This is a genomic window from Kitasatospora arboriphila (genome assembly GCF_039528095.1).
GTDB classification, from domain to species: Bacteria; Actinomycetota; Actinomycetes; order Streptomycetales; family Streptomycetaceae; genus Kitasatospora; species Kitasatospora arboriphila.
Window position 1 is genome coordinate 1 of the sequence record NZ_BAAALD010000102.1, and the last position, 26,863, is coordinate 26,863.

General features: G+C 72.9%; 23 protein-coding genes. 21 read left to right on the forward strand and 2 right to left on the reverse strand.

The window, feature by feature from the left end:
- From ABD353_RS33280 to ABD353_RS33345, 14 genes are all read left to right on the forward strand, one after another.
- Nucleotides 1–2,023: peptidoglycan D,D-transpeptidase FtsI family protein (locus tag ABD353_RS33280; protein ID WP_344627421.1), on the forward strand; the 2,023-nt coding region annotated here is incomplete at its 5' end.
- Nucleotides 2,023–3,744 (forward strand): UDP-N-acetylmuramoyl-L-alanyl-D-glutamate--2,6-diaminopimelate ligase, encoded by a 1,722-nt coding sequence (locus ABD353_RS33285; RefSeq protein ID WP_425555306.1) that lies wholly within the window; start codon nucleotides 2,023–2,025, stop codon nucleotides 3,742–3,744. The genes ABD353_RS33280 and ABD353_RS33285, both read left to right, overlap by 1 nt.
- Nucleotides 3,741–5,144, forward strand: a complete 1,404-nt coding sequence (locus ABD353_RS33290) for a UDP-N-acetylmuramoyl-tripeptide--D-alanyl-D-alanine ligase (RefSeq protein ID WP_344627422.1) — start codon at nucleotides 3,741–3,743, stop codon at nucleotides 5,142–5,144. Before ABD353_RS33285 ends, ABD353_RS33290 begins: the two co-directional genes overlap by 4 nt.
- Nucleotides 5,141–6,202 (forward strand): phospho-N-acetylmuramoyl-pentapeptide-transferase, encoded by a 1,062-nt coding sequence (gene mraY / locus ABD353_RS33295; RefSeq protein ID WP_344627423.1) that lies wholly within the window; start codon nucleotides 5,141–5,143, stop codon nucleotides 6,200–6,202. The genes ABD353_RS33290 and mraY overlap by 4 nt, the downstream gene beginning before the upstream one ends.
- Nucleotides 6,199–7,626: a UDP-N-acetylmuramoyl-L-alanine--D-glutamate ligase gene (murD, locus tag ABD353_RS33300; RefSeq protein WP_344627424.1), complete on the forward strand. Its 1,428-nt coding sequence runs from the start codon at nucleotides 6,199–6,201 to the stop codon at nucleotides 7,624–7,626. The genes mraY and murD overlap by 4 nt, the downstream gene beginning before the upstream one ends.
- Before the next feature lie 63 nt (nucleotides 7,627–7,689).
- The gene (gene ftsW / locus ABD353_RS33305; RefSeq protein WP_425555307.1) at nucleotides 7,690–9,060 is read left to right on the forward strand and encodes a putative lipid II flippase FtsW; all 1,371 of its coding nucleotides are present in this window, start codon (nucleotides 7,690–7,692) and stop codon (nucleotides 9,058–9,060) included.
- A gap of 6 nt (nucleotides 9,061–9,066) precedes the next feature.
- Nucleotides 9,067–10,173: an undecaprenyldiphospho-muramoylpentapeptide beta-N-acetylglucosaminyltransferase gene (gene murG / locus ABD353_RS33310; protein WP_344627425.1), complete on the forward strand. Its 1,107-nt coding sequence runs from the start codon at nucleotides 9,067–9,069 to the stop codon at nucleotides 10,171–10,173.
- The gene (locus tag ABD353_RS33315) at nucleotides 10,166–10,918 is read left to right on the forward strand and encodes a cell division protein FtsQ/DivIB (protein WP_344627426.1); all 753 of its coding nucleotides are present in this window, start codon (nucleotides 10,166–10,168) and stop codon (nucleotides 10,916–10,918) included. The genes murG and ABD353_RS33315 overlap by 8 nt, the downstream gene beginning before the upstream one ends.
- A gap of 365 nt (nucleotides 10,919–11,283) precedes the next feature.
- Nucleotides 11,284–12,498: a cell division protein FtsZ gene (gene ftsZ / locus ABD353_RS33320; protein ID WP_344627427.1), complete on the forward strand. Its 1,215-nt coding sequence runs from the start codon at nucleotides 11,284–11,286 to the stop codon at nucleotides 12,496–12,498.
- A gap of 11 nt (nucleotides 12,499–12,509) precedes the next feature.
- A complete protein-coding gene (gene pgeF, locus ABD353_RS33325) occupies nucleotides 12,510–13,244 on the forward strand; it encodes a peptidoglycan editing factor PgeF (protein WP_344627428.1) in 735 nt (244 codons plus the stop codon).
- Nucleotides 13,241–14,029 (forward strand): YggS family pyridoxal phosphate-dependent enzyme, encoded by a 789-nt coding sequence (locus ABD353_RS33330; RefSeq protein ID WP_344627429.1) that lies wholly within the window; start codon nucleotides 13,241–13,243, stop codon nucleotides 14,027–14,029. Before pgeF ends, ABD353_RS33330 begins: the two co-directional genes overlap by 4 nt.
- A 210-nt stretch (nucleotides 14,030–14,239) precedes the next feature.
- A complete protein-coding gene (locus tag ABD353_RS33335; protein ID WP_344627430.1) occupies nucleotides 14,240–14,848 on the forward strand; it encodes a cell division protein SepF in 609 nt (202 codons plus the stop codon).
- 75 nt (nucleotides 14,849–14,923) lie between these two features.
- Entirely contained in the window at nucleotides 14,924–15,214 is a 291-nt protein-coding gene (locus ABD353_RS33340) for a YggT family protein (protein WP_030262809.1), read from the forward strand.
- A gap of 49 nt (nucleotides 15,215–15,263) precedes the next feature.
- Nucleotides 15,264–16,607, forward strand: a complete 1,344-nt coding sequence (locus ABD353_RS33345) for a DivIVA domain-containing protein (protein ID WP_344627431.1) — start codon at nucleotides 15,264–15,266, stop codon at nucleotides 16,605–16,607.
- A gap of 272 nt (nucleotides 16,608–16,879) precedes the next feature.
- On the opposite strand, the gene ileS is transcribed toward ABD353_RS33345, so the two are convergent.
- Entirely contained in the window at nucleotides 16,880–20,008 is a 3,129-nt protein-coding gene (ileS, locus tag ABD353_RS33350) for an isoleucine--tRNA ligase (protein WP_344627432.1), read from the reverse strand.
- Nucleotides 20,009–20,636: 628 nt separating this feature from the next.
- Here ileS and ABD353_RS33355 point away from each other — a divergent pair.
- The 6 genes from ABD353_RS33355 to ABD353_RS33380 all read left to right on the forward strand — a co-directional run bounded on the left by ABD353_RS33355 (nucleotide 20,637) and on the right by ABD353_RS33380 (nucleotide 24,738).
- Nucleotides 20,637–21,146, forward strand: a complete 510-nt coding sequence (locus ABD353_RS33355; RefSeq protein ID WP_344627433.1) for a TraR/DksA family transcriptional regulator — start codon at nucleotides 20,637–20,639, stop codon at nucleotides 21,144–21,146.
- A gap of 101 nt (nucleotides 21,147–21,247) precedes the next feature.
- Nucleotides 21,248–21,973, forward strand: coding sequence for a signal peptidase II (lspA, locus tag ABD353_RS33360; RefSeq protein ID WP_425555308.1), 726 nt, complete (start codon nucleotides 21,248–21,250; stop codon nucleotides 21,971–21,973).
- Nucleotides 21,974–22,084: 111 nt separating this feature from the next.
- Nucleotides 22,085–23,023 carry an RluA family pseudouridine synthase gene (locus tag ABD353_RS33365; protein ID WP_344627435.1) on the forward strand — a complete coding sequence of 313 codons (939 nt, stop codon included), beginning with the start codon at nucleotides 22,085–22,087 and terminating at the stop codon, nucleotides 23,021–23,023.
- A gap of 1 nt (nucleotide 23,024) precedes the next feature.
- Nucleotides 23,025–23,504 (forward strand): GNAT family N-acetyltransferase, encoded by a 480-nt coding sequence (locus ABD353_RS33370; protein WP_344627436.1) that lies wholly within the window; start codon nucleotides 23,025–23,027, stop codon nucleotides 23,502–23,504.
- Between the two features lie 43 nt (nucleotides 23,505–23,547).
- Entirely contained in the window at nucleotides 23,548–24,054 is a 507-nt protein-coding gene (locus ABD353_RS33375; protein WP_344627437.1) for a hypothetical protein, read from the forward strand.
- 72 nt (nucleotides 24,055–24,126) lie between these two features.
- On the forward strand, nucleotides 24,127–24,738 hold the full coding sequence (locus tag ABD353_RS33380) for an endonuclease (protein ID WP_344627438.1): 612 nt from the start codon (nucleotides 24,127–24,129) through the stop codon (nucleotides 24,736–24,738).
- A gap of 28 nt (nucleotides 24,739–24,766) precedes the next feature.
- On the opposite strand, the gene ABD353_RS33385 is transcribed toward ABD353_RS33380, so the two are convergent.
- A complete protein-coding gene (locus ABD353_RS33385) occupies nucleotides 24,767–26,074 on the reverse strand; it encodes an SUKH-4 family immunity protein (protein WP_344627439.1) in 1,308 nt (435 codons plus the stop codon).
- Between the two features lie 167 nt (nucleotides 26,075–26,241).
- On the opposite strand from ABD353_RS33385, the gene ABD353_RS33390 reads away from it, so the two are divergent.
- Complete coding sequence (locus ABD353_RS33390) at nucleotides 26,242–26,595, forward strand: hypothetical protein (RefSeq protein WP_344627440.1); 354 nt, start codon at nucleotides 26,242–26,244, stop codon at nucleotides 26,593–26,595.
- The last annotated feature ends 268 nt before the right edge of the window (nucleotides 26,596–26,863 follow it).

Below are 26,863 nucleotides of genomic sequence, written 5' to 3' on the forward strand. Positions count from 1 at the left end.
CCCCCGCCCGCTCTCCGCCGACCAGGCCCGCCGGACGCCCCCGCGCCCGGACCGCGGCCGTGGCGCCGACCCCCGGGCTGCCCGCCCGGCCCGCCGCCCGCAGCGCCCCGCCGCCCGCCCGCAGCCGCGCATGATCCGTCTCGCCGACCCGCGCAAGCGGCTGCGGCTGGCCGGCATCGCGCTGGTCGTCGTCTTCACGGTGTTCGCCGGACGGCTCGTCCAGCTGCAGCTGCTCGACTCGCACGCGCTCGCCTCCGAGGCCGGCGCCAACCAGTACGTGCCGGTCGTGCTGTCCGCGGAGCGCGGCTCGATAACGTCCAGCGACGGCACCGTCCTGGCGACCACCGTGGACGCCTACGACATCACCGCCGACCCCACGCTGTTCACCCCCGCGGCCACCCACGTCCCGGACGCGCCGGAGCAGGCCGCCGCGCTGCTCGCCCCGATCCTCGGCGTGCCCCAGGAGAAGATCGCCGGACTGCTGCACCTCAACCCGAAGAACCCGAAGAGCCGGTACGCGCTGCTCGCGCCCCGGCAGACCCCGGAGGCGAAGAACAGGATCGCCGACCTGCGCGCCGACCTGGCCAAGCAGGCCGACAGCAAGGCCTGCCGGGGGCAGCGGCAGCTGCTCGGCAAGCCCGTGGAGAAGGGCGGCCGCACCGCGGTCGACGCCGCCTGCGCCAACACCCTCGCCGGGGTGGTCTGGTCGCCCGGTAAGCGGCGGGTCTACCCGGCCGGCGACCTCGCCGGCAACCTGGTCGGCTTCGTCAACGCCGAGGGCACCGGTACCGGCGGCCTGGAGCTGCAGTACCAGAAGGACCTCGCGGGCGTGGACGGCCGCTCCACCTACGCCTCGGTCGGCGGGCGGATCGTGCCCGGCTCCGGCGGCGGCATGCAGGCCCCGGTGCCCGGCACCGACCTGCGGCTGACCGTCGACAAGGACATCCAGTGGGCGGCCCAGCGGGCCATCACCGACCAGGTCGCCAACGCCGGGGCGGAGAAGGGCTACGTCGTCGTCCAGGACGTGAAGACCGGCCGGGTCCTCGCCATGGCCACCTCGCCCGGCCTGGACCCGAACAAGCTCGCCTCGGCCCGGCCCGAGCAGCTCGGCAACGCCGCCGTCCAGGACGCGTACGAGCCCGGCTCCACCGCCAAGCTGATGACCATGGCCGCGGTGCTGGACACCGGCACCGCGAGCTGGGACACCCACGTCACCGTGCCCAACACGCTGCAGCGCTCCGACCGGGTCTTCCACGACGACGTCGACCACGAGACCTGGTACCTGACGCTGGCCGGCGTGCTCGCCAAGTCCTCCAACATCGGCACCATCGAGGCCGCCGAGCACCTGGGCAAGGACCAGGCCGCGGCCAACAAGGTGCTCGGCGGCTACCTGCAGAAGTTCGGGATCGGGCAGCCCACCGGCCTCGGCTTCCCCGGCGAGACCCGCGGCATCCTCGCCAAGCCGGAGGACTGGAAGGGCTCGCAGCAGTACACCATCCCGTTCGGGCAGGGCCTGTCGGTCAACGCCCTGCAGGCCACCTCGGTCTTCTCCACCATCGCCAACGGCGGGGTGCGGGTCGCCCCCGGCCTGGTCATGGGCACCACCGGCCCGGACGGCCGCTACACCCCGACCCCGCCGGGCGCGCAGACCCGGGTGGTGAGCGAGGCGACCGCGAAGACGCTCACCGAGATGCTGGAGTCCGTCGTCACCGACGAGCAGGGCACCGGCACCAAGGCGGCGATCCCCGGCTACCGTGTCGCCGGCAAGACCGGCACCGCCAACCGCGTGGACCCGAAGACCGGCCGGTACTCCGGGTACACCGCCTCCTTCATCGGCTTCGCGCCGGCCGACCAGCCCCGGGTCACGGTCTCCTGCGTGATCCAGGACCCGGTCAACGGCCACTTCGGCGGCCAGCTGTGCGGCCCGGTGTTCAAGCAGGTGATGGAGTTCGCCCTGAAGACCCTGCGGGTCGCGCCGAGCGGCAGCGAGGCGCCGAACCTGCCCGTCGACTGGAAGCCCTGATGAACGACGCCCCCGACCACCGCAGCAGCGATCCGCGCCCGGCGGAGCGGAACGACGGGGGCACCCCCGCCCGGTTTGGCCCTGGAGGCCCTTCGGCCGATACCCTGCCCGCCGTGCCGAAACCCGATCAAATCTCCGCGAGCCCGCCCCGCCCCTCCAGCCCGGCGGCGCTGCCGCTCGCCGAGGTCGCCCGACAGCTGGGCCTGGCGCCCGCCGAGGGCGCGGAGGACACCGGGGTCACCGGCATCACCCACGACTCCCGGGCGGTGCGTCCCGGTGACGTGTACGTGGCCTTCCCCGGTGCCAACCACCACGGCGCCGCCTTCGCCGGACAGGCGGTGGCGGCGGGCGCCGTCGCCGTGCTGACCGACCCGGCCGGCGCCGAGCTCGCCCGCGGGGCCGGCGCCCCGCTGCTGGTCGTGGACAACGTCCGCGGCGCCATGGGCCACCTCGCCGCCGCCGTGTACGGGCGCCCCAGCGAGCAGCTGCTGATGATCGGCCTGACCGGCACCAACGGCAAGACCACCACCTCGTACCTGGTCGAGGCCGGCCTGCGCGGCGGCAACCTGCTGCCCGGCGTGATCGGCACCGTCGAGATGCGGGTCGGCAGCGAGCGGATCAAGAGCGAGCGCACCACCCCCGAGTCCACCGACCTGCACGCCGTCCTCGCGGTGATGCGCGAGCGCGGCGCGGCGGCCGTCGTCATGGAGGTCTCCAGCCACGCGCTGGTCTTCGGGCGGGTCGACGGCGTGATGTACGACGTCGCGCTGTTCAACAACCTCACCCCCGAGCACCTCGACTTCCACCCGGACATGGAGGACTACTACCGGGCCAAGGCCCGGCTCTTCCAGACCGACAAGGCCCGCCGCGGGGTGGCCAACTTCGACGACGCCTACGGCCGCCGGCTGGCCGCCGAGGCGCCGATCCCGGTGGTGACCTTCTCCGCGAAGGGCGACCCGGACGCCGACTGGCGGGCCGTGGACGTCCAGCTCGGCCCGGCCGGCTCGACCTTCCGCGTGGTCGGCCCGGACGGCGCCGCCGCGGACGCCTCGGTGCCGCTGCCCGGCCCGTTCAACGTGGCCAACGCCCTCGGTGCGATCACCGCCCTGGTCACCGCCGGCGTGCCGCTGCACGCCGCGGCCGCCGGGGTCGCGGCCTCGACCGGCGTGCCCGGCCGCCTGGAGCGGGTCGACGCCGGCCAGCCGTACGTCGCCGTGGTCGACTACGCGCACAAGCCGGACGCCCTGCAGGCCGTCCTGGAGTCGCTGCGCGAGGTCACCAAGGGCCGGCTGCACGTCGTCGTCGGCTGCGGCGGCGACCGCGACCCGTTCAAGCGCGGCCCGATGGGCGCGATCGCCGCGCGGATCGCCGACACCGCCGTGCTCACCAGTGACAACCCGCGCTCCGAGGACCCGCTGGCGATCCTCACCGCGATGCTCGCCGGCGCCGCCGAGGTGCCCGAGCAGGAACGCGGCGAGGTGCTGGTCGTCCCGGACCGCGCCGAGGCGATCCTGCACGCCGTCGCCCGGGCGCACGCCGGGGACACCGTCCTGGTGGCCGGCAAGGGCCACGAGGTCGGCCAGTACGCGAAGGGCGAGGTCCGCCCGTTCGACGACCGCGAGGAACTGCGCGAGGCCATCGCGCGGACCGTCCGCCACCAGCAGGCCCCCGCCCGCCCCGAGCAGGCCCCCGAGCAGGCCCCCGAAGGAGAGCAGCCGTGATCGCACTGACCCTCGCCGAGGCCGCCGCGGCGGTCGGTGGCACGCTCGACGGCGCCGACCCCGAGGCCCTGGTGACCGGACCGGTCGTGGTGGACTCCCGCCAGGTGCAGCCGGGCGGCCTGTTCGTCGCGGTGGCCGGCGAGCACGTGGACGGCCACGACTACGCCGCCAGGGCGATCGACGGCGGTGCCGTCGCGGTGCTGGCCTCCCGTCAGGTCGGCGTGCCCGCGATCCTGGTGGACGACGTGGTGGCGGCCCTCGGCCGGCTCGCCCGCGCCGTCGTGGAGCGCGCTACCGGCACCGCCGTGGTCGCCCTCACCGGCTCCTCCGGCAAGACCAGCACCAAGGACCTCATCGCCCAGGTGCTGCAGCGCCGCGGCGAGACCGTCTACCCGCCCGGCAACCTCAACAACGAGATCGGGCACCCGATGACGGCCCTGCGGGTCGAGCCGGGCACCAAGCACCTGGTGCTGGAGATGGGCGCCCGGCACAAGGGCGACATCGAGTACCTGACCGGCATCACCCCGCCCAGCATCGCGATCGTCCTCAACGTCGGCAGCGCCCACGTCGGCGAGTTCGGCTCCAAGGAGGGCATCGCGCAGGCCAAGGGCGAGATCGTCGAGGCGCTCGGCGCCGACGGCGTCGCCGTCCTCAACGCCGACGACCCGCTGGTGCGGGCGATGGCGAGCCGGACCAAGGGCCGCGTCGTGCTGTTCGGCGAGAGCCGGGACGCCCACGTCCGGGCGGCCGACGTCCGCCTGGACGCCACCGGCCGGCCGTCCTTCACGCTCATCACCCCGGCCGGTTCCGCACCCGTGAACCTGCGCCTGTACGGTGAGCACCACGTCTCGAACGCCCTCGCCGCCGCAGCGGTGGCGGTGGAGCTCGGGATGCCCGTCGACGACACCGCCGAAGCGCTCAGCGAGGCGGGTGCGCTGTCCCGCTGGCGCATGGAGGTCGTCGACCGGGCCGACGGTGTCACCGTCGTCAACGACGCCTACAACGCGAACCCGGACTCGATGCGGGCCGCGCTCAGGGCGCTGGTGTCGATGGCCGGCCGCGGCCCGGAGCGCCGCCGCACCTTCGCGGTGCTCGGGGAGATGCGGGAGCTCGGCGAGGACAGCCTCGACGAGCACGACGCCATCGGGCGGCTCGCCGTCCGGCTCGACGTCACCAAGCTGGTGGCGGTGGGCGGACGCGAGGCGGCCTGCATGGAACTCGGCGCGAGGAACGAAGGTTCGTGGGGTGAGGAGTCGGTGCTGGTGTCCGACGCGGACGCGGCGATCGAGCTGCTGCGCAGTCAGCTGCAGCCTGGGGACGTGGTGCTGGTGAAGGCCTCCCGTTCGGCCGGCCTGGAGAAGGTCGCCGAGGCCCTGCTCGCCGATGGGGCCGCTCAGTGAAGCAGATCCTCTTCTCCGGCGGCATCGGCCTGATCCTGTCGCTGCTGGGCACGCCCGCCCTGATCAAGCTGCTGGCCCGGCACGGCTACGGCCAGTACATCCGCGACGACGGCCCCAAGGCCCACCACAGCAAGCGCGGCACCCCCACCATGGGCGGCATCGCGTTCATCCTGGCCACACTGGTCGCCTACTTCGCCACCAAGGCGATAACGGGCGAGTCGCCCACGGCCTCCGGCATCCTGGTGCTGTTCCTGACCGTGGGTCTGGGCCTGGTCGGCTTCCTCGACGACTACATCAAGGTGGTCAAGCGCCGCTCGCTCGGCCTGCGGGCCAAGGCGAAGCTGTTCGGCCAGTCCTTCGTGGGCCTCGCCTTCGCCGTCCTGTCGATGCAGTTCGCCAACAGCCGCAACCAGACGCCCGCCTCCACCCACCTGTCGTTCGTCAACGACTTCGAGTGGTCCATCGGCCCGGTGCTCTTCGTCATCTGGGCCTACTTCATGATCGCCGCGATGTCGAACGGCGTGAACCTCACCGACGGCCTCGACGGCCTCGCCACCGGCGCCTCGGTGATGGTCTTCGGTGCGTACGTCTTCATCGGCGTCTGGCAGTACGGCCAGACCTGCGCCCACATGATCACCGCCACCGCGAGCTGCTACGACGTCCGCGACCCGCTCGACCTCGCCGTCGTCGCCTCCGCCCTGATGGGCTCCTGCTTCGGCTTCCTGTGGTGGAACACCTCGCCCGCCAAGATCTTCATGGGCGACACCGGTTCGCTCGCCCTCGGCGGCGCCCTCGCCGGTCTCGCCATCTGCTCCCGCACCGAACTGCTGCTGGCCCTGCTCGGCGGCCTGTTCGTGATCATCACCCTGTCCGTGATCATCCAGGTCGGCTCGTTCCGGATGACCGGCAAGCGCGTCTTCAAGATGGCACCGCTCCAGCACCACTTCGAGCTCAAGGGCTGGAGCGAGGTGCTCATCGTCGTCCGCTTCTGGATCATCCAGGGCCTGTGCGTCGCGGTCGGCCTCGGACTCTTCTACGCAGGATGGGTGGCCGGATGACGGACAACCCCGACTGGAACGGCCTGAAGACCGTGGTGGCGGGCCTCGGCCTGTCCGGCGTCAGCGCCGCCCGGGTGCTGCGCGACCTCGGCGCCGAGGTCACCGTCGTCGACGGCGGCGACGGCCCCGCGCTGCGCGCCAAGGCCGCCGACCTCACCGGCATCGCCGTCCGCCTCGGCGACGGCGACACCCTCCCCGAGGGCACCGAACTGATCGTCACCTCGCCCGGCTGGCCGCCGAACAGCCCGCTGTTCGCCGCCGCCGAGCAGGCCGGCGTCCCCGTCTGGGGCGACGTCGAACTCGCCTGGCGGCTGCGCCGCCCGCACCCGGCGACCGGAGAGCCCGCCCCCTGGCTGGCCGTCACCGGCACCAACGGCAAGACCACCACCGTCCAGATGCTCGCCTCGATCCTCACCGCGGCGGGCGCGCGGACGGCCGCCGTCGGCAACGTCGGCGTCTCCGTCCTGGACGCGGTGCTCGCCGAGGAGCCCTACGACGTCCTCGCCGTCGAACTCTCCAGCTACCAGCTGCACTGGGCGCCCTCGCTGCGCCCGCACTCCGCGGCCGTTCTCAACCTGGCCCCCGACCACCTCGACTGGCACGGCTCGATGGAGGCGTACGCCGCCGACAAGGGCCGCATCTACGAGGGCAACAAGGTCGCCTGCGTCTACAACCTGGCCGACCCGGCCACCGAGGCGCTGGTCCGCGAGGCCGACGTCGAGGAGGGCTGCCGGGCGATCGGCTTCGGGCTCGACGCCCCGAGCCTGTCGAACCTCGGCGTCGTCGACGGCCTGCTCGTCGACCGCGCCTTCGTCGAGGACCGGGCCAACAACGCGGCCGAGATCGGTGCCGTCTCCGACGTCGTGCCGGCCGCCCCGCACAACGTCGCCAACGCGCTCGCCGCGGCCGCCCTCGCCCGCGCCTACGGCGTGGACGCCAAGGCCGTCCGCGACGGCCTGCGCGCCTTCCGCCCCGACGCGCACCGGATCGCCCGGGTCGCGGTGGTGGACGAGGTCACCTACGTCGACGACTCCAAGGCCACCAACACCCACGCCGCGGCGGCCTCGCTCGCCGCGTACGAACCGGTGGTCTGGATCGCCGGCGGACTCGCCAAGGGCGCCACCTTCGACGAGCTCGTCGCGGCCGCCGCCGACCGCCTGCGGGCGGCCGTGCTGATCGGCCAGGACCGCGGCCTGATCCGCGAGGCGCTGCTGCGACACGCCCCGGATGTCCCCGTCGTCGAAGCCGCCGCGGGACAGACTGGCGCCGAGGCGATGGCCGACGTCGTCCGGACGGCGGCCTCGCTGGCGAAGCCCGGGGACACCGTCCTGCTGGCGCCCGCCTGCGCCTCGATGGACATGTTCACCAACTACGGCGAACGCGGCGACCTCTTCGCCGCCGCGGTCCTGGACCTGATGGAATAGCGGGACAGGCCGGACGGCGCCAGCGGCCGTCCGGCCCGAGCGCGGAAGAGACAGGGGGAGCAGGTGTCCGGTGAGGGCAAGGCGGGAACGGCCGCCCCACCGGAGCGCGGCTCCGCCCGCCTCCAGCTGATCTCGGCGACCACCACCACCTTCAAGGCCGCCACCCCCGTCACCCGGCTCCGCGCCCTGCGCGCCCGGGTGCGCTGGATGCTGGAACGGCCGCTCACCCCGTACTACCTGATCCTCGGCTCCACCATGCTGCTGGTGGTGCTCGGCCTGGTCATGGTGTTCTCCTCGTCCCAGATCCTGGTCATGGAGCACCACCTGCCGATCACGTTCTTCTTCCGCAAGCAGCTGGTCGCCACCATGCTCGGCACCGTCATGCTGGTGCTGCTCGCCCGCACCCCGGTCAAGGCGCTGAGGCTGCTCGCCTACCCGCTGCTGCTGGCCGTGATCGCCGGCATGCTCCTGGTGGCGATCCCCGGCATCGGCGTGATGGTCAACGGCAACCGGAACTGGCTGAGCTTCGGCTTCTTCCAGGTCCAGCCCTCCGAGTTCGCCAAACTCGCCCTGGTCCTCTGGGGTGCGGACCTGCTCGCCCGCAAGCACCGCACCCACACCCTCGACCAGTGGAAGCACCTGCTCGTCCCGCTGGTGCCCGGCACCGTGCTGCTGATGATGCTGATCATGCTGGGCGGCGACATGGGCACCACCATGGTGCTGGTGGCGATGCTCTTCGGCCTGCTCTGGATGGTCGGCGCCCCGCTGCGGCTGTTCGCCGCCACCCTCGGCATCGCCGTCGTCGCCTGCACCGCGCTGATCATCACGGTGCCGCACCGGCTCGACCGGCTGGCCTGCATCGGCGTCACCAAGCCGGACCCGAACATCAACTGCTTCCAGGCCCTGCACGGCCTCTACGCCTTCGCCGCCGGCGGCCCGTTCGGCTCCGGCCTCGGCGCCGGCGTCGAGAAGTGGGGCCAGCTGCCGGAGGCCCACACCGACTTCATCTTCGCCGCCACCGGCGAGGAACTCGGTCTGGTGGGGACGCTGTCGGTGCTCGGTCTCTTCGCGGCACTAGGCTACGCGGGTATCCGTGTGGCCATCGGCACGAAGGACCCCTTCGTCAGGTACGCCGCGGGAGCCGCCACCACGTGGATCATGGCGCAGGCCATGGTCAACCTGGGGTCGGCACTGGGACTCCTGCCCATCGCGGGCGTCCCGCTCCCGCTGTTCTCCTACGGCGGGTCCGCCATGCTGTCGGCCCTGTGCGCCGTCGGCGTGCTGGTCAGCTTCGCGCGCAGCACCCCGGGGGCGAAGGCGGCCCTGGCCGCCCGGAACCCCACCCGGGCCGGGACGTTCCTGGCCAGGGTGGTGCCACGACGACGAACCACAGCGCGCAAGCCGGCCGCACGTCCGGCGCGCAGGGAGCGGTGAATTTCGGTGCATGTCGTACTCGCCGGCGGCGGGACCGCCGGCCACATCGAGCCGGCCTTGGCGCTCGCGGACGCGCTCCGCAGGCACGACCCGTCCGTCGGGATCACCGCCCTCGGCACCGAGCGCGGCCTGGAGACCCGGCTGGTGCCCGAACGCGGCTACGAGCTGGCGCTGATCCCCGCCGTGCCGCTGCCCCGCAAGCCCACCCCCGAGCTGATCACCGTCCCGGGCCGGCTGCGGGGCACCGTGCGCGCCGCCCAGGACGTCATCGAGCGGGTCAACGCGGACGTGGTGGTCGGCTTCGGCGGCTACGTCGCGATGCCCGCCTACTTCGCCGCCAAGCGGGCCGGCGTGCCGATCGTCGTCCACGAGGCCAACGCCCGCCCGGGCCTGGCCAACAAGATCGGTGCGCGCTACACCGACTTCGTCGCCGTCTCCACCCCGGACTCCAAGCTCCGCGACTCCCGGTACATCGGCATCCCGCTCCGCCGCACCATCGCGACGCTGGACCGCAACGCCGTCCGCCCGGAGGCCCGGCACTACTTCGGCCTCGACCAGCGGCTGCCCACCCTGCTGGTCTCCGGCGGCTCGCAGGGCGCCCGCCGGCTGAACGAGACCGTCCAGGCGATCGCCCCGCGCCTGCAGCAGTACGGGGTGCAGATCCTGCACGCGGTCGGCCCGAAGAACGAGCTGCCGGTGGTCGACGACATCCCCGGCATGCCGCCGTACCGGCCGGTGCCGTACGTGGACCGGATGGACCTGGCGTACGCCGCGGCCGACATGATGCTCTGCCGGGCCGGCGCGATGACCGTCGCGGAGCTGGCGGCGGTCGGCCTGCCGGCCGCCTTCGTCCCCCTCCCGATCGGCAACGGCGAGCAGCGGCTGAACGCCCAGCCGATGGTCAAGGCCGGCGGCGGCCTGCTGGTCGACGACGCCGAACTCACCCCGGAGTGGGTGCTGCAGAACGTGCTGCCGGTGCTCACCGACCCGGCGCGGCTGTGGGACATGAGCCGCTCGGCCGCCGAGTTCGGCCGCCGGGACGCGGACGAGCTGCTGGTCCGCATGGTCTACGAGGCGATCGAGGCGTCCAGGGGCGGCCGCCGCCGTGGCTGACCCCGCCGACCCGGCGCCCGCGCCGGCCACCAGGCTGCGGCTCTCCCGGCGGGGGATCGCGGTGCTGTGCGTGCTCGGCGCGCTGGTGGCCGGCCTGCTCGGCTGGACGGTGTTCCTCTCCTCGGCCCTGGACGTGCGCGCCGTCGCCGTCCAGGGCCTGGACAGCGGGAAGCTCGGCCAGGGCGAGGTGGCGTCGGCGCTCGGCGGGCTGCGGCAGGGGCCGCTCGCCCGGGTCGACCTCGACGAGGCCCGCAAGCGGGTGGAGGCACTGCCCCGGGTGGCGAAGGCCGAGGTGTGGCGCGGCTGGCCGCACACCCTGCGGGTCAAGGTGACGGAGCGTCGGGCGGTGGCCTCCGTCCGCACCGACGACGGGAAGTTCGCGCAGGTGGACGCGGGGGGCTTCACCTTCGCCACCGAGGCGGCCGCCCCGGCCGGAGTGCCGGTGGTGGACCTGCAGCTCGGTCAGCAGGCGAACGACGTGCTGGACCTCTTCGGCCGGCCTGCCCTGGTGCGGGCGGCGATCACCGTCGCGGCCGGGCTGCCCGCCGAACTGGCCGGCAAGGCCGGGGCGGTGCAGGTGCACAGCTACGACGACATCCGGCTGCAGCTGGCGGGCGGGGCGACGGTGCGCTGGGGGAGTCCGGAGCGGACGGAGCGCAAGGCCCGGGTGCTGGCCGCACTGCTCGGTCGGAAAGCCGCCAATTACGACGTGAGTGCCCCGGATGCCCCGGCCGTGTCTGGATGATCCGGTAAGTTCTTCCTCAAGGGGCGGTATTGACGGCGCCGAGGCTCCGGTCCGACCCTTGGTGGTCACCCCGGTTTCGCCGGGGAGTCGATGATCACATAGGCTCAAAAGAAAAACGGGAAGCTCGGCGTTGTTCGTTGAACACCGACCGGATGCGACCTACTGTCCTGTGTCACCGGGCTGTGTCCAACGGTGAAGTGACACAGCCGCAGCTACAACCCTAAACCTCAAGTTTAGGGTTCGGGTCGGCGGTCGGCATTTCGGACATACCAGCACCGAAAGCGCGCGCTTCCCACCCATCGACATCCGTCGGCCTTCGCGACAAGGGGAGCCGACCCGGAAATTCGAGGCGAGAGGCCTTCGACGTGGCAGCACCCCAGAACTACCTCGCAGTCATCAAGGTCGTCGGAATCGGCGGCGGTGGTGTCAACGCCATCAACCGGATGATCGAGGTCGGGCTCAAGGGCGTCGAGTTCATCGCGATCAACACCGATGCGCAGGCCCTCCTCATGAGCGACGCCGACGTGAAGCTCGACGTGGGCCGTGAACTCACCCGGGGCCTCGGCGCCGGCGCCAACCCCGAGGTCGGCCGGAAGGCCGCCGAGGACCACCGCGAGGAGATCGAGGAGGTCCTCAAGGGGGCCGACATGGTCTTCGTCACCGCCGGCGAGGGCGGCGGCACCGGCACCGGCGGCGCGCCCGTCGTGGCCAACATCGCCCGCTCGCTCGGCGCGCTCACCATCGGCGTGGTCACCCGCCCGTTCACCTTCGAGGGCCGCCGCCGCGCCAACCAGGCCGAGGACGGCATCGCCTCCCTGCGCGAGCAGGTCGACACCCTCATCGTCATCCCCAACGACCGCCTGCTGTCCATCTCGGACCGCCAGGTGAGCGTGCTGGACGCCTTCCGCTCCGCCGACCAGGTGCTGCTCTCCGGTGTCCAGGGCATCACCGACCTGATCACCACCCCCGGCCTGATCAACCTCGACTTCGCCGACGTCAAGTCGGTCATGTCGGACGCCGGCTCCGCCCTGATGGGCATCGGCTCCGCCCGCGGCGAGGACCGCGCCAAGGCGGCCGCCGTGATGGCGATCTCCTCGCCGCTGCTGGAGGCCTCCATCGACGGCGCCCGCGGCGTGCTGCTCTCCATCTCCGGCGGCTCCGACCTCGGCCTGTTCGAGATCAACGAGGCCGCCCAACTGGTCAGCGAGGCCGCCCACCCCGAGGCCAACATCATCTTCGGCGCCGTCATCGACGACGCGCTCGGCGACGAGGTCCGGGTCACCGTCATCGCGGCCGGCTTCGACGGCGGCCAGCCGCCGGCGATCGTCCGCGAGCCGGTGGTCAAGGCGTCCTCGTCCTCCTCCGCCGCGCCCGCGGCCGCCCCGGAGCGCCCGGCCACCCGGCCCTCCTACGGGATCGGCTCGGTGACCTCCCGTTCGGACGACTCCGACCGCCCCGCCGACGTGCCGGCCCGGATCACCCCGGCCGTCCCGCCGGTGCCGCCGCAGGTGCAGCCCGCCCGCCAGCCGTACGTGGAGAGCCCCGCCGAGGAGCTCGACGTGCCCGACTTCCTGAAGTAGACGTCTCGCACGTGATTCCTCACATCAGTCGACAGGGTGCTCACTTCGCCTCCACCACCCGGTGGGGCGGGGTGAGCACCTCGCCGTACGGGGAGCTGAACCTCGGCGGCGCGGTCGGGGACGACCCGGCCGCCGTCCGGCGCAACCGGGAGATCGCCGCCCGGCAGCTCGGCCTCGACCCGGCCGACGTGGTCTGGATGAACCAGGTGCACGGCGCGGACGTCTCCGTGGTGACGGAGCGCCAGCCCGACGGGCAGGCCCCCACCGTCGACGCGGTGGTCACCGCCCGCCCGCTCGCCCTCGCCGTGCTCACCGCCGACTGCACGCCCGTGCTGCTGGCCGACCGGGCGGCCGGCGTTGTCGGCGCGGCCCACGCCGGCCGGCCGGGCCTGGCCGCGGGCGTCGTGCCCGCCGCCGTGCGGGCCATGACGGAGCTCGGCGCCGACCCGGCGCGGATCACCGCCGTGCTCGGCCCCGCCGTCTGCGGGCGCTGCTACGAGGTGCCCGCCGACCTGCGCGCCGAGGTCGCCCGGGTGGTGCCCGCCGCGTACGCCGAGACCTCCTGGGGCACGCCCGCGCTGGACGTCGCCGCCGGCGTCGCCGCCCAGCTCGCCGAGGCGGGCGTCACCGACGTGGTGCGCTCCGACGTCTGCACCCTCGAGTCCGACGACCACTACTCCTACCGCCGCGAGCAGCGGACGGGCCGGCTCGCGAGCTACGTCTGGTTGGGCCCCGAAGACTCATGACGAACGACATCTACGGACCGTTCCCGGGCGGCGCCGACTTCTCCGCCGCCCTCGACGCGCGGCAGCGCGAGCGGTACGAGCAGCTCGGCGCCAACCTCGACGTGGTCGAGAAGCGGATCGCGGACGCCTGCTCGGCCGCGGGCCGCGCCCGCGACGAGGTCACCCTGGTCGTGGTCACCAAGACCTACCCGGCCGAGGACACCGCGCTGCTCGCCGGACTCGGCGTCACCGACGTGGCCGAGAACCGCGACCAGGACGCCGCCCCCAAGGCCGAGCAGTGCGTGAACCTGCCGCTGACCTGGCACTTCGTCGGCCAGCTGCAGACCAACAAGGTCCGCTCGGTGGTCCGCTACGCCGACCTGGTGCACTCCGTGGACCGCCCGCGGCTGGTGGAGTCGCTCTCCGCCGGGGTGCTCAACTCCGGACGCGCGCCCCTCGGTTGCCTGGTGCAGGTGGCCCTCGACAAGGAGGCCGGGGAGGGCGCGCACCGCGCCGGGGTGGCGCCGTCCGAGGTGGAGGCGCTCGCCGACCTGATCGCCGCCGCACCGGGCCTCAGGCTCGACGGCCTGATGACGGTCGCTCCGCTGGCCGGCCCGCTGGCCGGCGATCCGGCCGCCGCCTTCGCCAGGCTCGCGGAAATCTCAAGCGCCGTACGGGCGAGCCATCCGACTGCCACGATGGTGTCCGCAGGCATGAGCGGGGATCTGGAGCAGGCCGTGGCAGCCGGAGCGACACATGTACGCGTCGGTACGGCGGTACTCGGCGTGCGGTCACCGCTCGGGTAACGTCACCGGGTAGTAGATCAGACTGCAGGACAAAACAGGACAGAACCTAGCAGCAGTTCCAGTGCGCTAGCGAAAACTTCGTGGATCGCATCTCCGCAGAATCCTCACGGTCTGACGGGCCGTCGGTCCGGCGAGCCCGGACCTCTGCGGGGACCGCAGGCCGAGGCCGGAGCCGGAGTCGATCCACCACAGAGCGGAGGAGACAGGAGCATGGCCGGCGCAATGCGCAAGATGGCGGTCTACCTCGGCCTCGTGGAGGACGAGACGTACGACGGCCAGGGGTACGACCCCGACGACGACTACGACGCGGACCCCGAGCCGATCCGCACCGGCCGCACCGAGGACCTGCGCCCGGCCGCGGCCGAGCGCCCGGCGCCCGCGCCGGTCGCGCACATCGCGCCGCAGCCCGTCCCGGCCGCCGTCCCGATCCGGCAGGAGGCGCCGCGGATGGCGCCCGTGTCGTCCATCACACCCGACCGCCGCCAGAACCTGGAGAAGAGCTCCCCGGTGATCATGCCCAAGGTAGTGAACGAACGAGAGCCCTACCGCATCACCACACTGCACCCGAGGACCTACAACGAGGCCCGTACCATCGGGGAACAGTTCCGCGACGGCACACCCGTGATCATGAATTTGACCGAGATGGACGACACGGACGCCAAGCGGCTCGTAGACTTCGCGGCTGGACTCGTCTTCGGTCTGCACGGCAGTATCGAGCGCGTGACACAGAAGGTGTTCCTCCTGTCTCCTGCTAACGTCGATGTCACGGCGGAGGACAAGGCTCGGATCGCCGAGGGTGGGTTCTTCAACCAGAGCTGACCCGGCCACGACTTTACGTGTGGATCGATCGACAGTGCGTCACCGACGGGCTGATGACCAGGAGAGGGAGACGAGATGGGGATCGTCGGGGCGGTGCTTTACTACGCGCTGACAGTCTTCCTGCTCATCCTGCTCTTCCGCCTCGTGATGGACTGGGTCTTCCAGTTCGCGCGCTCGTGGCGGCCGGGAAGGGCCATGGTCCTGGTCCTGGAGGCCACGTACACTGTCACGGATCCGCCGCTCAAGCTTCTTCGGCGCTTCATCCCGCCGTTGCGTCTCGGGGGCGTGGCGCTCGACCTGTCCTTCTTCGTACTGATGATCATTGTGTATGTCCTGATCTCGCTCGTGCGGTCCCTGTCGTTGTGAGCGATGCGACAGGATTCCGGAGTGCCGACGATCACGTTGAGGTGAAGAGATGCCATTGACCCCCGAGGACGTTCGGAACAAGCAGTTCACGACCGTCCGGCTGCGCGAAGGCTATGACGAGGACGAGGTCGATGCCTTCCTCGACGAGGTCGAAGCCGAGCTGACCCGCCTGCTGCGCGAGAACGAGGACCTGCGCGCCAAGCTGGCCGCCGCCACGCGTGCCGCCGCGCAGAACCAGGCCAACATGCGCAAGGAGCCGCCGCAGGACGCCCGTCCCGCCGGCGCCCCCGTGCCCGCCGCCATATCCGGTCCCCCGGTGCCCGGCCAGCAGCAGGGCCCCGGTCCGCAGATGGGCGGCCCGCAGCAGCAGATGGGCAACCAGCCCCTCGGCCTGCCCTCCGGCGCCCCCGCCCTCCCGCCCGGCCCCGGCGCCGGTCAGATGGGCCAGCCGCAGCAGATGGGCCAGCCCCAGCAGATGGGCCAGCCCCAGCCGATGCAGACCATGGGCGGCCAGCAGCAGCTGGTCCAGCCGATGGGCGGTCAGATGCTGCAGCCGATGGGCGGCCCGATGGGTCAGCCGATGGGCCAGACCATGGGCGGCCAGCAGCAGCTCGCGCCGATGGGCGGCCCGATGGGTCAGCCCATGGGCCAGCCGATGGGCCAGCCGATGGGCGGCCCGCTCGGCGGCCCGATGGGCCAGCCGCAGCAGCAGCCCGGCGGCGACAGCGCCGCCCGCGTGCTCGCCCTCGCCCAGCAGACCGCCGACCAGGCGATCTCCGAGGCGCGTTCCGAGGCCAACAAGATCGTCGGCGAGGCCCGCAGCCGCGCCGAGGGCCTGGAGCGGGACGCCCGCGCCAAGGCCGACGCCCTGGAGCGGGACGCCCAGGAGAAGCACCGCGTCGCCATGGGCTCGCTGGAGTCCGCCCGCGCCACGCTGGAGCGCAAGGTCGAGGACCTGCGCGCCTTCGAGCGCGAGTACCGGACCCGCCTGAAGTCCTACCTGGAGACCCAGCTGCGCCAGCTGGAGTCGCAGGCGGACGACTCGCTGGCCCCGCCGCGGATCCCGGCCACCGCCTCGCTGCCCCCGGCGGCGTCGTCGATGTCACCGGCCACCTCCTCGGTGGGCACCGGTTCCAGCTTCGGCGGCCAGTCCTCCTTCGGCGGCAACCAGCCGTCGTTCGGCGGCAACGGCCAGTCCTTCGGCGGGAACTCCTTCGGTGGCGGCAACAGCCCGAGCTTCGGCGGCCAGCCGGGCGGCAGCGGTGCCGCGCAGATGGCTCCCGCCGGGATGACGCAGCCGATGGCCGCGGTCCGCCCGCAGCCGCCGCAGCCGATGCAGCAGGCGCCGGCCCCGATGCGGGGCTTCCTCATCGACGAGGACGGCGACAACTAAGCACCACCCACATCGAGGGCGCCCCCACTGTGATCGACATCACGGCGGGGGCGCCCTCGTGTGTTCGGGGGCGCGTGGGGGTACCTCCCGGCCGAGTGCGGCCGACCACGAAGAGGGGCGCGGGGAACTGCGCGATTCGGAAGGATGACCGCATCCGAATTGCGCAGTTCCCCGCGCCCCTAGGGGTTCGCCGTTTCCAAGGGCTGCGCAGTTCTCCCCCAGCCTTCGGCCGGGAGGTACCCCCACGCGCCCCTAGTGGTCGACCTCTACGTTCAGGCCTTGCGGAGCTGGAAGGCGAGGCCGAGGGAGTCGTCGGTGAAGCTCGCGGACTCCCAGTCGGCGGCGCCCGCCGCGAAGTCCACGGCGAGGACCTCCTCGGCGACGAGGGGGCCGTGTTCGGCGATGGCCTCGGCGGTCTCCTCGGTGGTGGCGCGCCAGCGGAGGACGATCCGGTCGGCGACGTCCAGGCCGGAGTTCTTCCGGGCCTCCTGGATCTGGCGGATGGCGTCGCGGGCGATGCCGAGCCGCTTCAGCTCCGGGGTGATCGCGAGGTCCAGGGCGACGGTCGCACCGGACTCGTTGGCGACGGCCCAGCCCTCCCGCGGGGTCTCGGTGATGATCACCTCGTCCGGCGAGAGCTCGATCCGCTCGCCGTTCAGCTCGACCCCGGTGGTGCCGGAGGCGCGCAGTTCGGCGGCGAGGACGGCGGCGTCGGCGGCCGCGACGGCCTTGGCGACGTCCTGGACGCCCTTGCCGAACCGCTTGCCGAGGGCACGGAAGTTGGCCTTGGCGGTGGTGTCGACGAGCGAGGCGCCGACGCCGGCCAGCGACTCCAGGGTGGTGACGTTGAGCTCCTCGGCGATCTGCGCCCGCAGGTCGGCGGGGAGTTCGTCCCAGCCCTGCGCGGCGATCAGCGCGCGGGAGAGCGGCTGACGGGTCTTCACCCCGGACTCGGCGCGGGTGGCCCGGCCGAGTTCGACGAGGCGCCGCACCAGCGCCATGTTCCGCGAGAGGTCGGCGTCGACGAGGGTCTCGTCGGCGGTCGGCCAGCTCGCGAGGTGGACGGAGGCGGGGGCGCCCGGGACGACCGGGACGACCAGGTCCTGCCAGACCCGCTCGGTGATGAACGGGGTGAGCGGGGCCATCAGCCGGGTGACGGTCTCCAGCGCCTCGTGCAGGGTGGCGAGCGCGGCGGCGTCGCCCTGCCAGAAGCGGCGGCGGCCGCGGCGGACGTACCAGTTGGAGAGGTCGTCGACGAAGCCGGAGAGCAGCTTGCCGGCCCGCTGGGTGTCGTAGGCCTCCAGGGCCAGGTCGACCTCGCGGACGAGGGTGTTGAGCTCGGAGAGCACCCACTTGTCGAGCTGCGGGCGGTCGGCGGGCGCCGGGTCGGCGGCGGAGGGCGCCCAGTCGGCGGTGCGCGCGTACAGGGCCTGGAAGGCGACGGTGTTCCAGTAGGTCAGCAGGGTCTTGCGGACGACCTCCTGGATGGTGCCGTGGCCGACGCGGCGCGCGGACCAGGGCGAGCCGCCCGCGGCCATGAACCACCGGACGGCGTCGGCGCCGTGCTGGTCCATCAGCGGGATCGGCTGGAGGATGTTGCCCAGGTGCTTGGACATCTTCCGGCCGTCCTCGGCGAGGATGTGGCCGAGGCAGACCACGTTCTCGTAGGAGGACTTGTCGAAGACCAGGGTGCCGACGGCCATCAGCGTGTAGAACCAGCCGCGGGTCTGGTCGATCGCCTCGGAGATGAACTGCGCCGGGTAGCGCTTCTCGAACAGCTCCTTGTTGCGGTACGGGTAGCCGTACTGCGCGAACGGCATGGAGCCCGAGTCGTACCAGGCGTCGATGACCTCGGGGACGCGCACGGCGGTGCCGGAGCACTGCGGGCAGCGATACGTCACGTCGTCGATGAACGGCCGGTGCGGGTCGAGGCCGCTCTGGTCGGTGCCGGTGAGCTCGGAGAGCTCGGCGAGCGAGCCGACGCAGGTGAGGTGGCCCTCGTCGCAGCGCCAGATCGGCAGCGGGGTGCCCCAGTAGCGGTTGCGGGAGAGCGCCCAGTCGATGTTGTTGTTCAGCCAGTCGCCGAAGCGGCCGTGCTTGACGTTCTCGGGGAACCAGTTGGTGTTCTCGTTCTCCCGGAGCAGGGCGTCCTTGACCGCGGTGGTGCGGATGTACCAGGACGGCTGCGCGTAGTAGAGCAGGGCGGTGTGGCAGCGCCAGCAGTGCGGGTAGCTGTGCTCGTACGGCAGGTGGCGGAAGAGCAGGCCGCGGGCCTGCAGGTCGGCGACGAGGGCCTCGTCGGCCTTCTTGAAGAAGACGCCGCCGACCAGCGGGACGTCCGCGGCGAAGGTGCCGTCGGCCTCGACCGGGTTGACCACGGGCAGGCCGTAGCGGCGGCAGACCGCGAGGTCGTCGGCGCCGAACGCGGGGGACTGGTGGACGATGCCGGTGCCGTCCTCGGTGGTGACGTAGTCGGCGGTCACCACGAAGTGCGCGTTCTCGATCTCGACCAGCTGGAACGGCCGGTCGTACGTCCAGCGCTCCATCTCGGCGCCGGTGAAGCTCTGCCCGGTGGTCTCCCAGCCCTCGCCGAGGGCCTTGGCGACCAGCGGCTCGGCGACGACGAGCTTCTCGGTGCCGTCGGTGGCCACCACGTAGGTGACCTCGGGGTGCACGGCGGCGGCGGTGTTGGAGACCAGCGTCCAGGGGGTGGTCGTCCAGACCAGCAGCGCGGCCTCGCCGGCCAGCGGGCCGGAGGTCAGCGGGAAGCGGACGTAGACCGAGGGGTCGACGACGGTCTCGTAGCCCTGGGCCAGCTCGTGGTCGGACAGGCCGGTGCCGCAGCGCGGGCACCAGGGGGCGACCCGGTGGTCCTGGACCAGCAGGCCCTTGTCGAAGATCTGCTTGAGGGACCACCAGACCGACTCGATGTAGGAGGGGTCCATCGTCCGGTAGGCCTCGTCGAGGTCGACCCAGTAGCCCATGCGCTCGGTGAGCTTGACGAACTCGTCGGTGTGCCGGGTGACCGACTCGCGGCACTTGGCGTTGAACTCGGCGATGCCGTACGCCTCGATGTCCTGCTTGCCGGAGAAGCCGAGCTCCTTCTCGACGGCGAGCTCGACCGGCAGGCCGTGGCAGTCCCAGCCGGCCTTGCGGGCGACGTGGTAGCCCTTCATCGTCCGGTAGCGCGGGAAGACGTCCTTGAAGACGCGGGCCTCGATGTGGTGGGCGCCGGGCATGCCGTTGGCGGTCGGCGGGCCCTCGTAGAACACCCACTCCGGGCGGCCCTCGGACTGCTCCAGGCTGCGCTGGAAGATCTTGTTGTCCTGCCAGAACGACAGGATGCCGTGCTCGACCGCAGGCAGGTCGACCTGCGCGGGGACGGGGTTGTAGGTGCTCATCGCTGGCGTCTACCTCCGACGGATGCGTGGACTGGCTCCGACGGAGGGACGAGACGGCAGGCCGTCCCGCGGTACCACCCTCCTTGGCCGCGGCCGGACCGGCCCGCGACCCTCTTGTTTGGGTCTGCTGCCGGTTCTACTGGGCCGTCCGAGCGGGTCGGACGGCCGTTCTTCCGGCGGCTCCGGGGTGATCTTCGCGCCGTGCACACCCCCGGGCTCGCACCGTCCCCGGGTCGCTGGTGGCTGCGTACAGCGGTACTCGTCCCATCTGCGCCTTGCCAGGCCAGTGTATCGGCCGTGGCAAACCGGTTGCGGCACCCGCACCGCCCGGCGCGGGCCGCCGTCGGCCGGTGGCGATTAGCCGGTGGCGATCTGGGCACAACAGGGTCAGCGCTCGGGCACCGGTGGCGGCAGAGGCTGCCCGAGTGGGATCGGATCTGACGCCGGTATGTCACGTTGTGACCGGATTCGATGGGGTTTATCTTTCCGGCACCAGAGGCCGCCGGGAACCGGCGGTTCGCATCATTCGTAAATGAGGTCGAAAGCCATGGCTGAGAGAGCAACTGGCACGCGTACCGCCACCAAGCGGACGCGGGAGGCTGTGGCAGGCGACCCAGGGGAGGGGACCGTGAGCACTGCACGGCGGAAGACCAGCACCACCACCACCGGCCGGGCGGCGGCCAGCCGCACCCACGTCCCGGCGGGCTCCGGCGCCCGGGGCGGCGGAGCCGAGTCGGTGGACCCGGCCGAGCTGCCCGTACGCCCCGGTGAGGACGCCTGGACGTCGGCCGAGGTGGCCGAGCTGCACGCCGAGCTCAACACCGACCTGGAGCGCCTGCGCGCCGAGATCGAGGCCTCCGAGGCCGCGATCACCGGCCTGATGCGCGACTCCAACGACGGCGCCGGCGACGACCAGGTCGACGCCGGGACCAAGAACATCAACCGCGAGAGCGAGCTCGCCCTCGCCAACAACGCCCGCGACAGCCTCGCCCAGACCGAGCGGGCGCTCGCCCGCCTGGAGGGCGTCGGCTTCGGCGTCTGCGAGTCCTGCGGCCAGCCGATCGGCAAGGCCCGGCTCCAGGCGTTCCCGCGGGCGACGCTCTGCGTCAGCTGCAAGGCCAAGCAGGAGCGCAGGTAGCGCCCGTCCGGGGTGGCGGGGAACGGGCGGTCCGGCCGCCGAGTGCCGTACGCTCGTCCCCGTAACCCCGGCCCAGGTCGGCCCGCCTCGGGCCGGTCCTCTTGTACACGGCAGCGGAGCGGATCATCAGCACTCCAGGTTCCCCCCAGACGCAGGACGAAGCCGTCCCCACCGCACGCGTGCCGTACGAGCCGGAGACCGCCGTGGACGAGTCCGCCTCCGAGCCCGGCACCGCCACGGCCGGGGCCACCGCGGCGGGCGGCGCCCGCAGCGTCCGCCGTCGCCGGGTCGGCGTGCTGCTGGCCGTCGCCCTGCTCGCCTTCCTGATCGACCTCGGCAGCAAGCTGCTGGTCGTCGCCCGGCTGGAGGGCCACCGGCCGATCCAGGTCATCGGCGACGTCATGACCTTCCAGGTGATCCGCAACCCCGGCGCCGCCTTCGGCATGGGCCAGGCGATGACGGTGGTGTTCACCGCCATCGCCGCCGCCGTGATCGTGGTGATCTGGCGGATCGCCCGCCGCCTGCACAGCCTGCCCTGGGCGATCGCGCTCGGCCTGCTGCTCGGCGGCGCCCTCGGCAACCTCACCGACCGGCTGTTCCGCTCGCCCGGCGTGTTCCGCGGCCACGTGGTGGACTTCATCTCCGTCCAGCACTTCGCCGTCTTCAACCTCGCCGACTCGGCGATCGTCTGCGGCGGCATCCTCGTGGTGCTGCTGTCCTTCCGCGGCTCCAACCCGGACGGCACCACCCACCAGAGCGCCAAGCAGACCGCCGCGCAGGACGGCGCGCAGGACGGCGGAGAGAGCGCCGGCGACCGCGCGGAGTGACCGCGGCCGCGTGACGGCCCGACGACGACCGCCCCGCAGGCCCCGCGCCGGCGGGGCGGACCGCGTCCGCGGCGGTCGGGCCGCCCCCCGCGGTCCGGCATACTCGTACGAGTGAGTATCGCAGCGCAGACCCGCAGCCTTCCCGTACCCGACGGCCTGGAGGGCGAGCGCCTCGACGCCGCCCTGGCCCGGATGTTCGGGTTCTCCCGGACCAAGGCCGCCGAACTGGCGGCCGACGGCAAGGTGACGCTCGACGGCTCCCCCGCCGCCAAGTCCGACCGGGTCACCGCCGGCGCCTGGCTGGAGGTCGAGATCCCGGCCCCCGCCGCCCCCGTGCAGATCGTCGCCGAGCCCGTCGAGGGCATGCGCATCGTCCACGACGACGACGACATCGTCCTCGTCGACAAGCCGGTCGGCGTCGCCGCCCACCCCAGCCCCGGCTGGACCGGCCCCACCGTCATCGGCGGCCTCGCCGCGGCCGGCTACCGCATCTCCACCTCCGGCGCCGCCGAGCGCCAGGGCATCGTGCACCGCCTCGACGTCGGCACCTCCGGCCTCATGGTCGTCGCCAAGTCCGAGCGCGCCTACACCGACCTCAAGCGGCAGTTCCACGACCGGATCACCGAGAAGCGGTACAACGCGCTCGTCCAGGGCCACCCCGACCCGCTGACCGGCACCGTCGACGCCCCGATCGGCCGCCACCCCAGCAGCGACTGGAAGTGGGCCGTCACCCGCGACGGCAAGCCCTCGGTCACCCACTACGACCTCATCGAGGCCTACCGCGCCGCCTCCCTGCTCGACATCAAGCTGGAGACCGGCCGCACCCACCAGATCCGGGTGCACATGTCCGCGCTGCGCCACCCCTGCGTCGGCGACCTGACCTACGGCGCCGACCCGACCCTCGCCAAGCGCCTCGGCCTCACCCGGCAGTGGCTGCACGCCGTCCAGCTCGGCTTCGAGCACCCCTCCGACGGCCAGTGGGTGGAGTTCCGCAGCGAGTACCCCGCGGACCTGCAGAAGGCCCTCGACATCATCGCCGCGGAGAGCTGACATGGCCGACGCGACCCACCGGCCCGCCGTCGAGATCCGGATCGCGACGAGCGAGGCCGACCTCGCCCAGGTGCGATACGTCCGCCGCGAGGTCTTCGTCGAGGAGCAGAACGTCCCCGAGGAGCTCGAGTACGACGAGCTCGACGCCACCTCGGTGCACCTGCTCGCCGTCGCCGCCGACGGCACCGGCCTCGGCACCGGCCGCCTGATCCACGGTGCCGACGCCCTGAAGCTCACCGGCGTCGAGGGCCGGGTGCTGCTCGGCCGCCTCGCCGTGCGCAAGGCCGCCCGCGGCACCGGCCTCGGCGCCGACCTCGTCCGCGCCATCGAGGAGGCCGGGCGCGAGCGCGGCGCCCGCGAACTCGAACTGCACGCCCAGACCCAGGCACTCGGCTTCTACGAGCGGCTCGGCTACACCGCCGAGGGCCCGGTCTACGAGGACGCCGGAATCCCGCACCGCACCATGGTCCGGGTGTTCTGACCGCCGCTTCCGCCGCGGCCCGCCGACCGCTACGCTCCCGCCCGTGAACGATCTCCGGGTGGGAGCGTCGCTGGTCGGCGGCGGACTCGTGCTCGCCGCGCTCGTCGTCGGCGGCGGGTACTGGGCGCTCGACGGCGGCCTGTACGGCTGCACCCGCGCCGACCGCCGCCTGCAGCAACCGGTGACCGCCGAGGTGCGGGCACTCGGGGCGCCGCAGGGCGCGCACTCCGACGGGGAGCCGTACGCCGGCTGCGACGACGACGACCGCTTCGCCTACTACGGGCAGGGCTACGACGAGCCCGCCCGGCGGGCGGACGTCGTGGCCCACTACCGGGCCGCCGCCGCCCGCAACGGCTGGCAGCCGGCCCCGCCCGACCCGGACGAACCGGCCTGGCGCACCGACCCCGGCGGCGAGCGGATCGGCCTCTGCTTCACCAAACAGGTCGACGGCACCACCGCCCACCTCGCGGTGGGCTGGGCCTACGCCGGCGGACGGGGCTACACCGTCGAGGTCCGCGCCAGCCGTACCGGCGGCGCCTGGTGCGCCTGACCGCTGCCCGACCGTCGCGGCCCGGCCTGCGGGCCGCGGTTCGAACCGGCGGACCGGGGTAGGCGCGCCCGGGTGAGCGAGGCTGTGGAGACGGCTGCCCGCCTGCTGCGCGAGCGCGGGCAGACCTACGCGCGGGAGGCCGGGATCACCCTGCGTGACAAGCCCGCGCCGCTCTACCAACTGCTGGTGCTGACCCTGCTCTGCTCCACCCGGATCCACGCCGACATCGCCACCGCCGCCACCCGCGAACTCTTCCGGGCCGGCCTGCGCACCCCGCGGGCGATGGCCGACTCCGGCTGGCAGGACCGCGTGGACGCGCTCGGACGCGCCCACTACGTCCGCTACGACGAGAGCACCGCCACCGCCCTCGGCCGCGGCGCCGAGCTGCTCCTCGACCGCTGGCGGGGCGATCTGCGCCGGCTGCGCGGCGAGGCCGACGGCGACCGGGCCGCGGTGCACCGGCTGCTCCAGGAGTTCCCCCGGATCGGGCCGGTCGGCGCGGACGTCTTCTGCCGCGAGGTCCAGGGCGTCTGGCCGGAGCTGCGACCGTCCTTCGACCGCCGTGCCAGGGACGCCGCCGCCTCGCTCGGCCTGCCGGCCGACGGCGACGCCCTGGGCGCCCTGGTGCCGGGGCCCGAACTGCCCGCGCTGGCCGCCGCCCTGGTACGGGTCGAGCTCTCCTGAGAGCGCCCCCCGAACGCGTGGGGCCGGGTCAGAACAGGCCGTGCCACATCTGCTCGACGATCACGTTCCACCAGGTCGAGTCCTTGTGGAAGGCCTGCGGGTCGATCCCGGCGAGCTCCGTCTGGAGCGCGGCGACCGCGGCACCGGCGGCCAGCGGGTCGAGCCCGCGCATCGCGGCACGCGCCGTCACCAGGGCGTCCAGGCCGCGCAGGAAGGCGGAGAGCGAGGCGCTGACGTACCGTCCGCTGCCGGTGCGCGGGTTGACGGCCCACACCGAGCCGAGGCCCTGCTCGTCCCCCGTGCACTGCACGGCGACGATGCACAGGCCGTCGGAGCCGATCCTCGTCCAGCCTGCGAGGACGTCCAGCAGCGAGTCCTCCAGCTCGGTGCCCGCGGCCGTCAGATGGGTGCGCAGGTCGGCGAGGAGGCCGCCGGCCGGCGGGGCGTCCGGGCGGTCCGCGACGAAGAACAGCGGCACGTCGGCGGGCAGCCCCGCCCAGGTCAGCGTGGAACGGACCGGCTCGGGCAGCGCACTGCCCGCGATGTCGTCGGCGTCGTACCGCACGACCTCGCCGAACACCTCGGCCAGCCGGCGGCCGAGCGCCACGTCACGGACCGGAGCGGCCTGCTCGACCTCGCCGGGCTGCGGCGCCGGCACCCGGTGCGGGCGCGGAGGCAGCGCCTGCCCCGCGAGGCGGGCGACCCGCTCGGCGTGCAGCGTGAGTGCGGCAGCACCCTCGGCCCGCTCGTCGGCGAAGATCCCGTAGGTGTGCGAGCAGGAGACGCTCGCGTTGGGGAAGGCGCGCTCCAGCAGGGCGGCGGTGTAGCCGCCGGGCAGGGTGGCCGGGCGCAGGTCGGTGTGGACGGCGACCACGTTCCCGGCCGGCACGCCCAGCCGGTCGAGCTCCGCGGCGAGCTGGTACTCCGCGGGCGGCAGACCCGGACCGGCGTTGCGGTAGAGCATGACCTCCTCGCCGTCGGCCGGGTTCACGTAGGTCGCGACGGCGGTGTTGCCGGGGCCGGTCACGGGCGGGTCGTTGCGGTGCGCCCGCTCGGCGTGCTCGGCCTCGTACGCGCGGACCACCTCGTCCACCGGGATCGAGGGCCACACGGTGAGCTCACCGCTCTCCCGGTCCACCACACCGCAGGCGTCGCCGAGGTCGGCCGGCGGGCGCCGCTCCCCGGTGACGGGGTCGCGCTCCAGCGGGGCCGGCGCGGCCCAGACCACCCAGCCGAGACCGAACTCGCGGTGGCGGACGGCACGGCGCTGCTCGGCCGGCGCATCGCCGTTCAGCCAGCGGTCGGCTGCGGCGAGGGCCTGCTCCTGGGTGATCACGACGACTCCTCCGTGGTAGCGGACTCCGGCCGACATTACCGTCAGGCACCGTCGACTCCGAACGGTTGCATATGATCGCACGATGAAAACGACCGCGGCCGACCGGTCTTGGCCCGCCGCGGTCCGGGGTGAAGTCCAGGGTTGAGGACGACGGGGAGGTGGCCGCCATGGCCGAAGAGCACGAGATCGGCGACGACGAACTGCTGGACGTGGCGGACAATCCGACCCAGGCCGCGTCACTGCACAAGGCACTGCGCACCCTCGCCAACAACTCCAACGTCGGCCCCGAGCTGCAGGAGATGGCGAAGGGCGTGCTCAGCGGCCGGATCGGCATGAAGGACGTCATCGAGTCCGACCGCTACATGCACGCGATCACCGGCCGGCTCGGCGAGATCCACGACGCCGCCGAGCACCTGTCGCCGGAGGACCGGCGCAGGTCGGAGGAGCGCGCGGAGAAGATGGTCCGCGAGCAGGAGGAGGCGGAGAGCGGCTCCGCCAAGCGCGACGACCGGCGGAAGTGACGGACCGTCCGGTCCGTGTGCAGGGTTGTCGCGGTGTTCGTGCGGGGCCGGTGAAGGGCCGGCCCCGACGGTGCCGACCGGGGATCTTCCCGGCGTCGGGGGGCGACGGCGTGTCAGTGTGATGAATAGGATCGTCTGACTGTTCGTCGTTCGTGTTGTGCTTCGTTCTCGTTCACCCGTCCCGGCCCCGGAGCCGGACGGGCCGGTCAGTTGGGGGGAACTGACTCGTGTCGCTGATGCTGCCGGACGGCCTTGAGTGGGTCCTGGA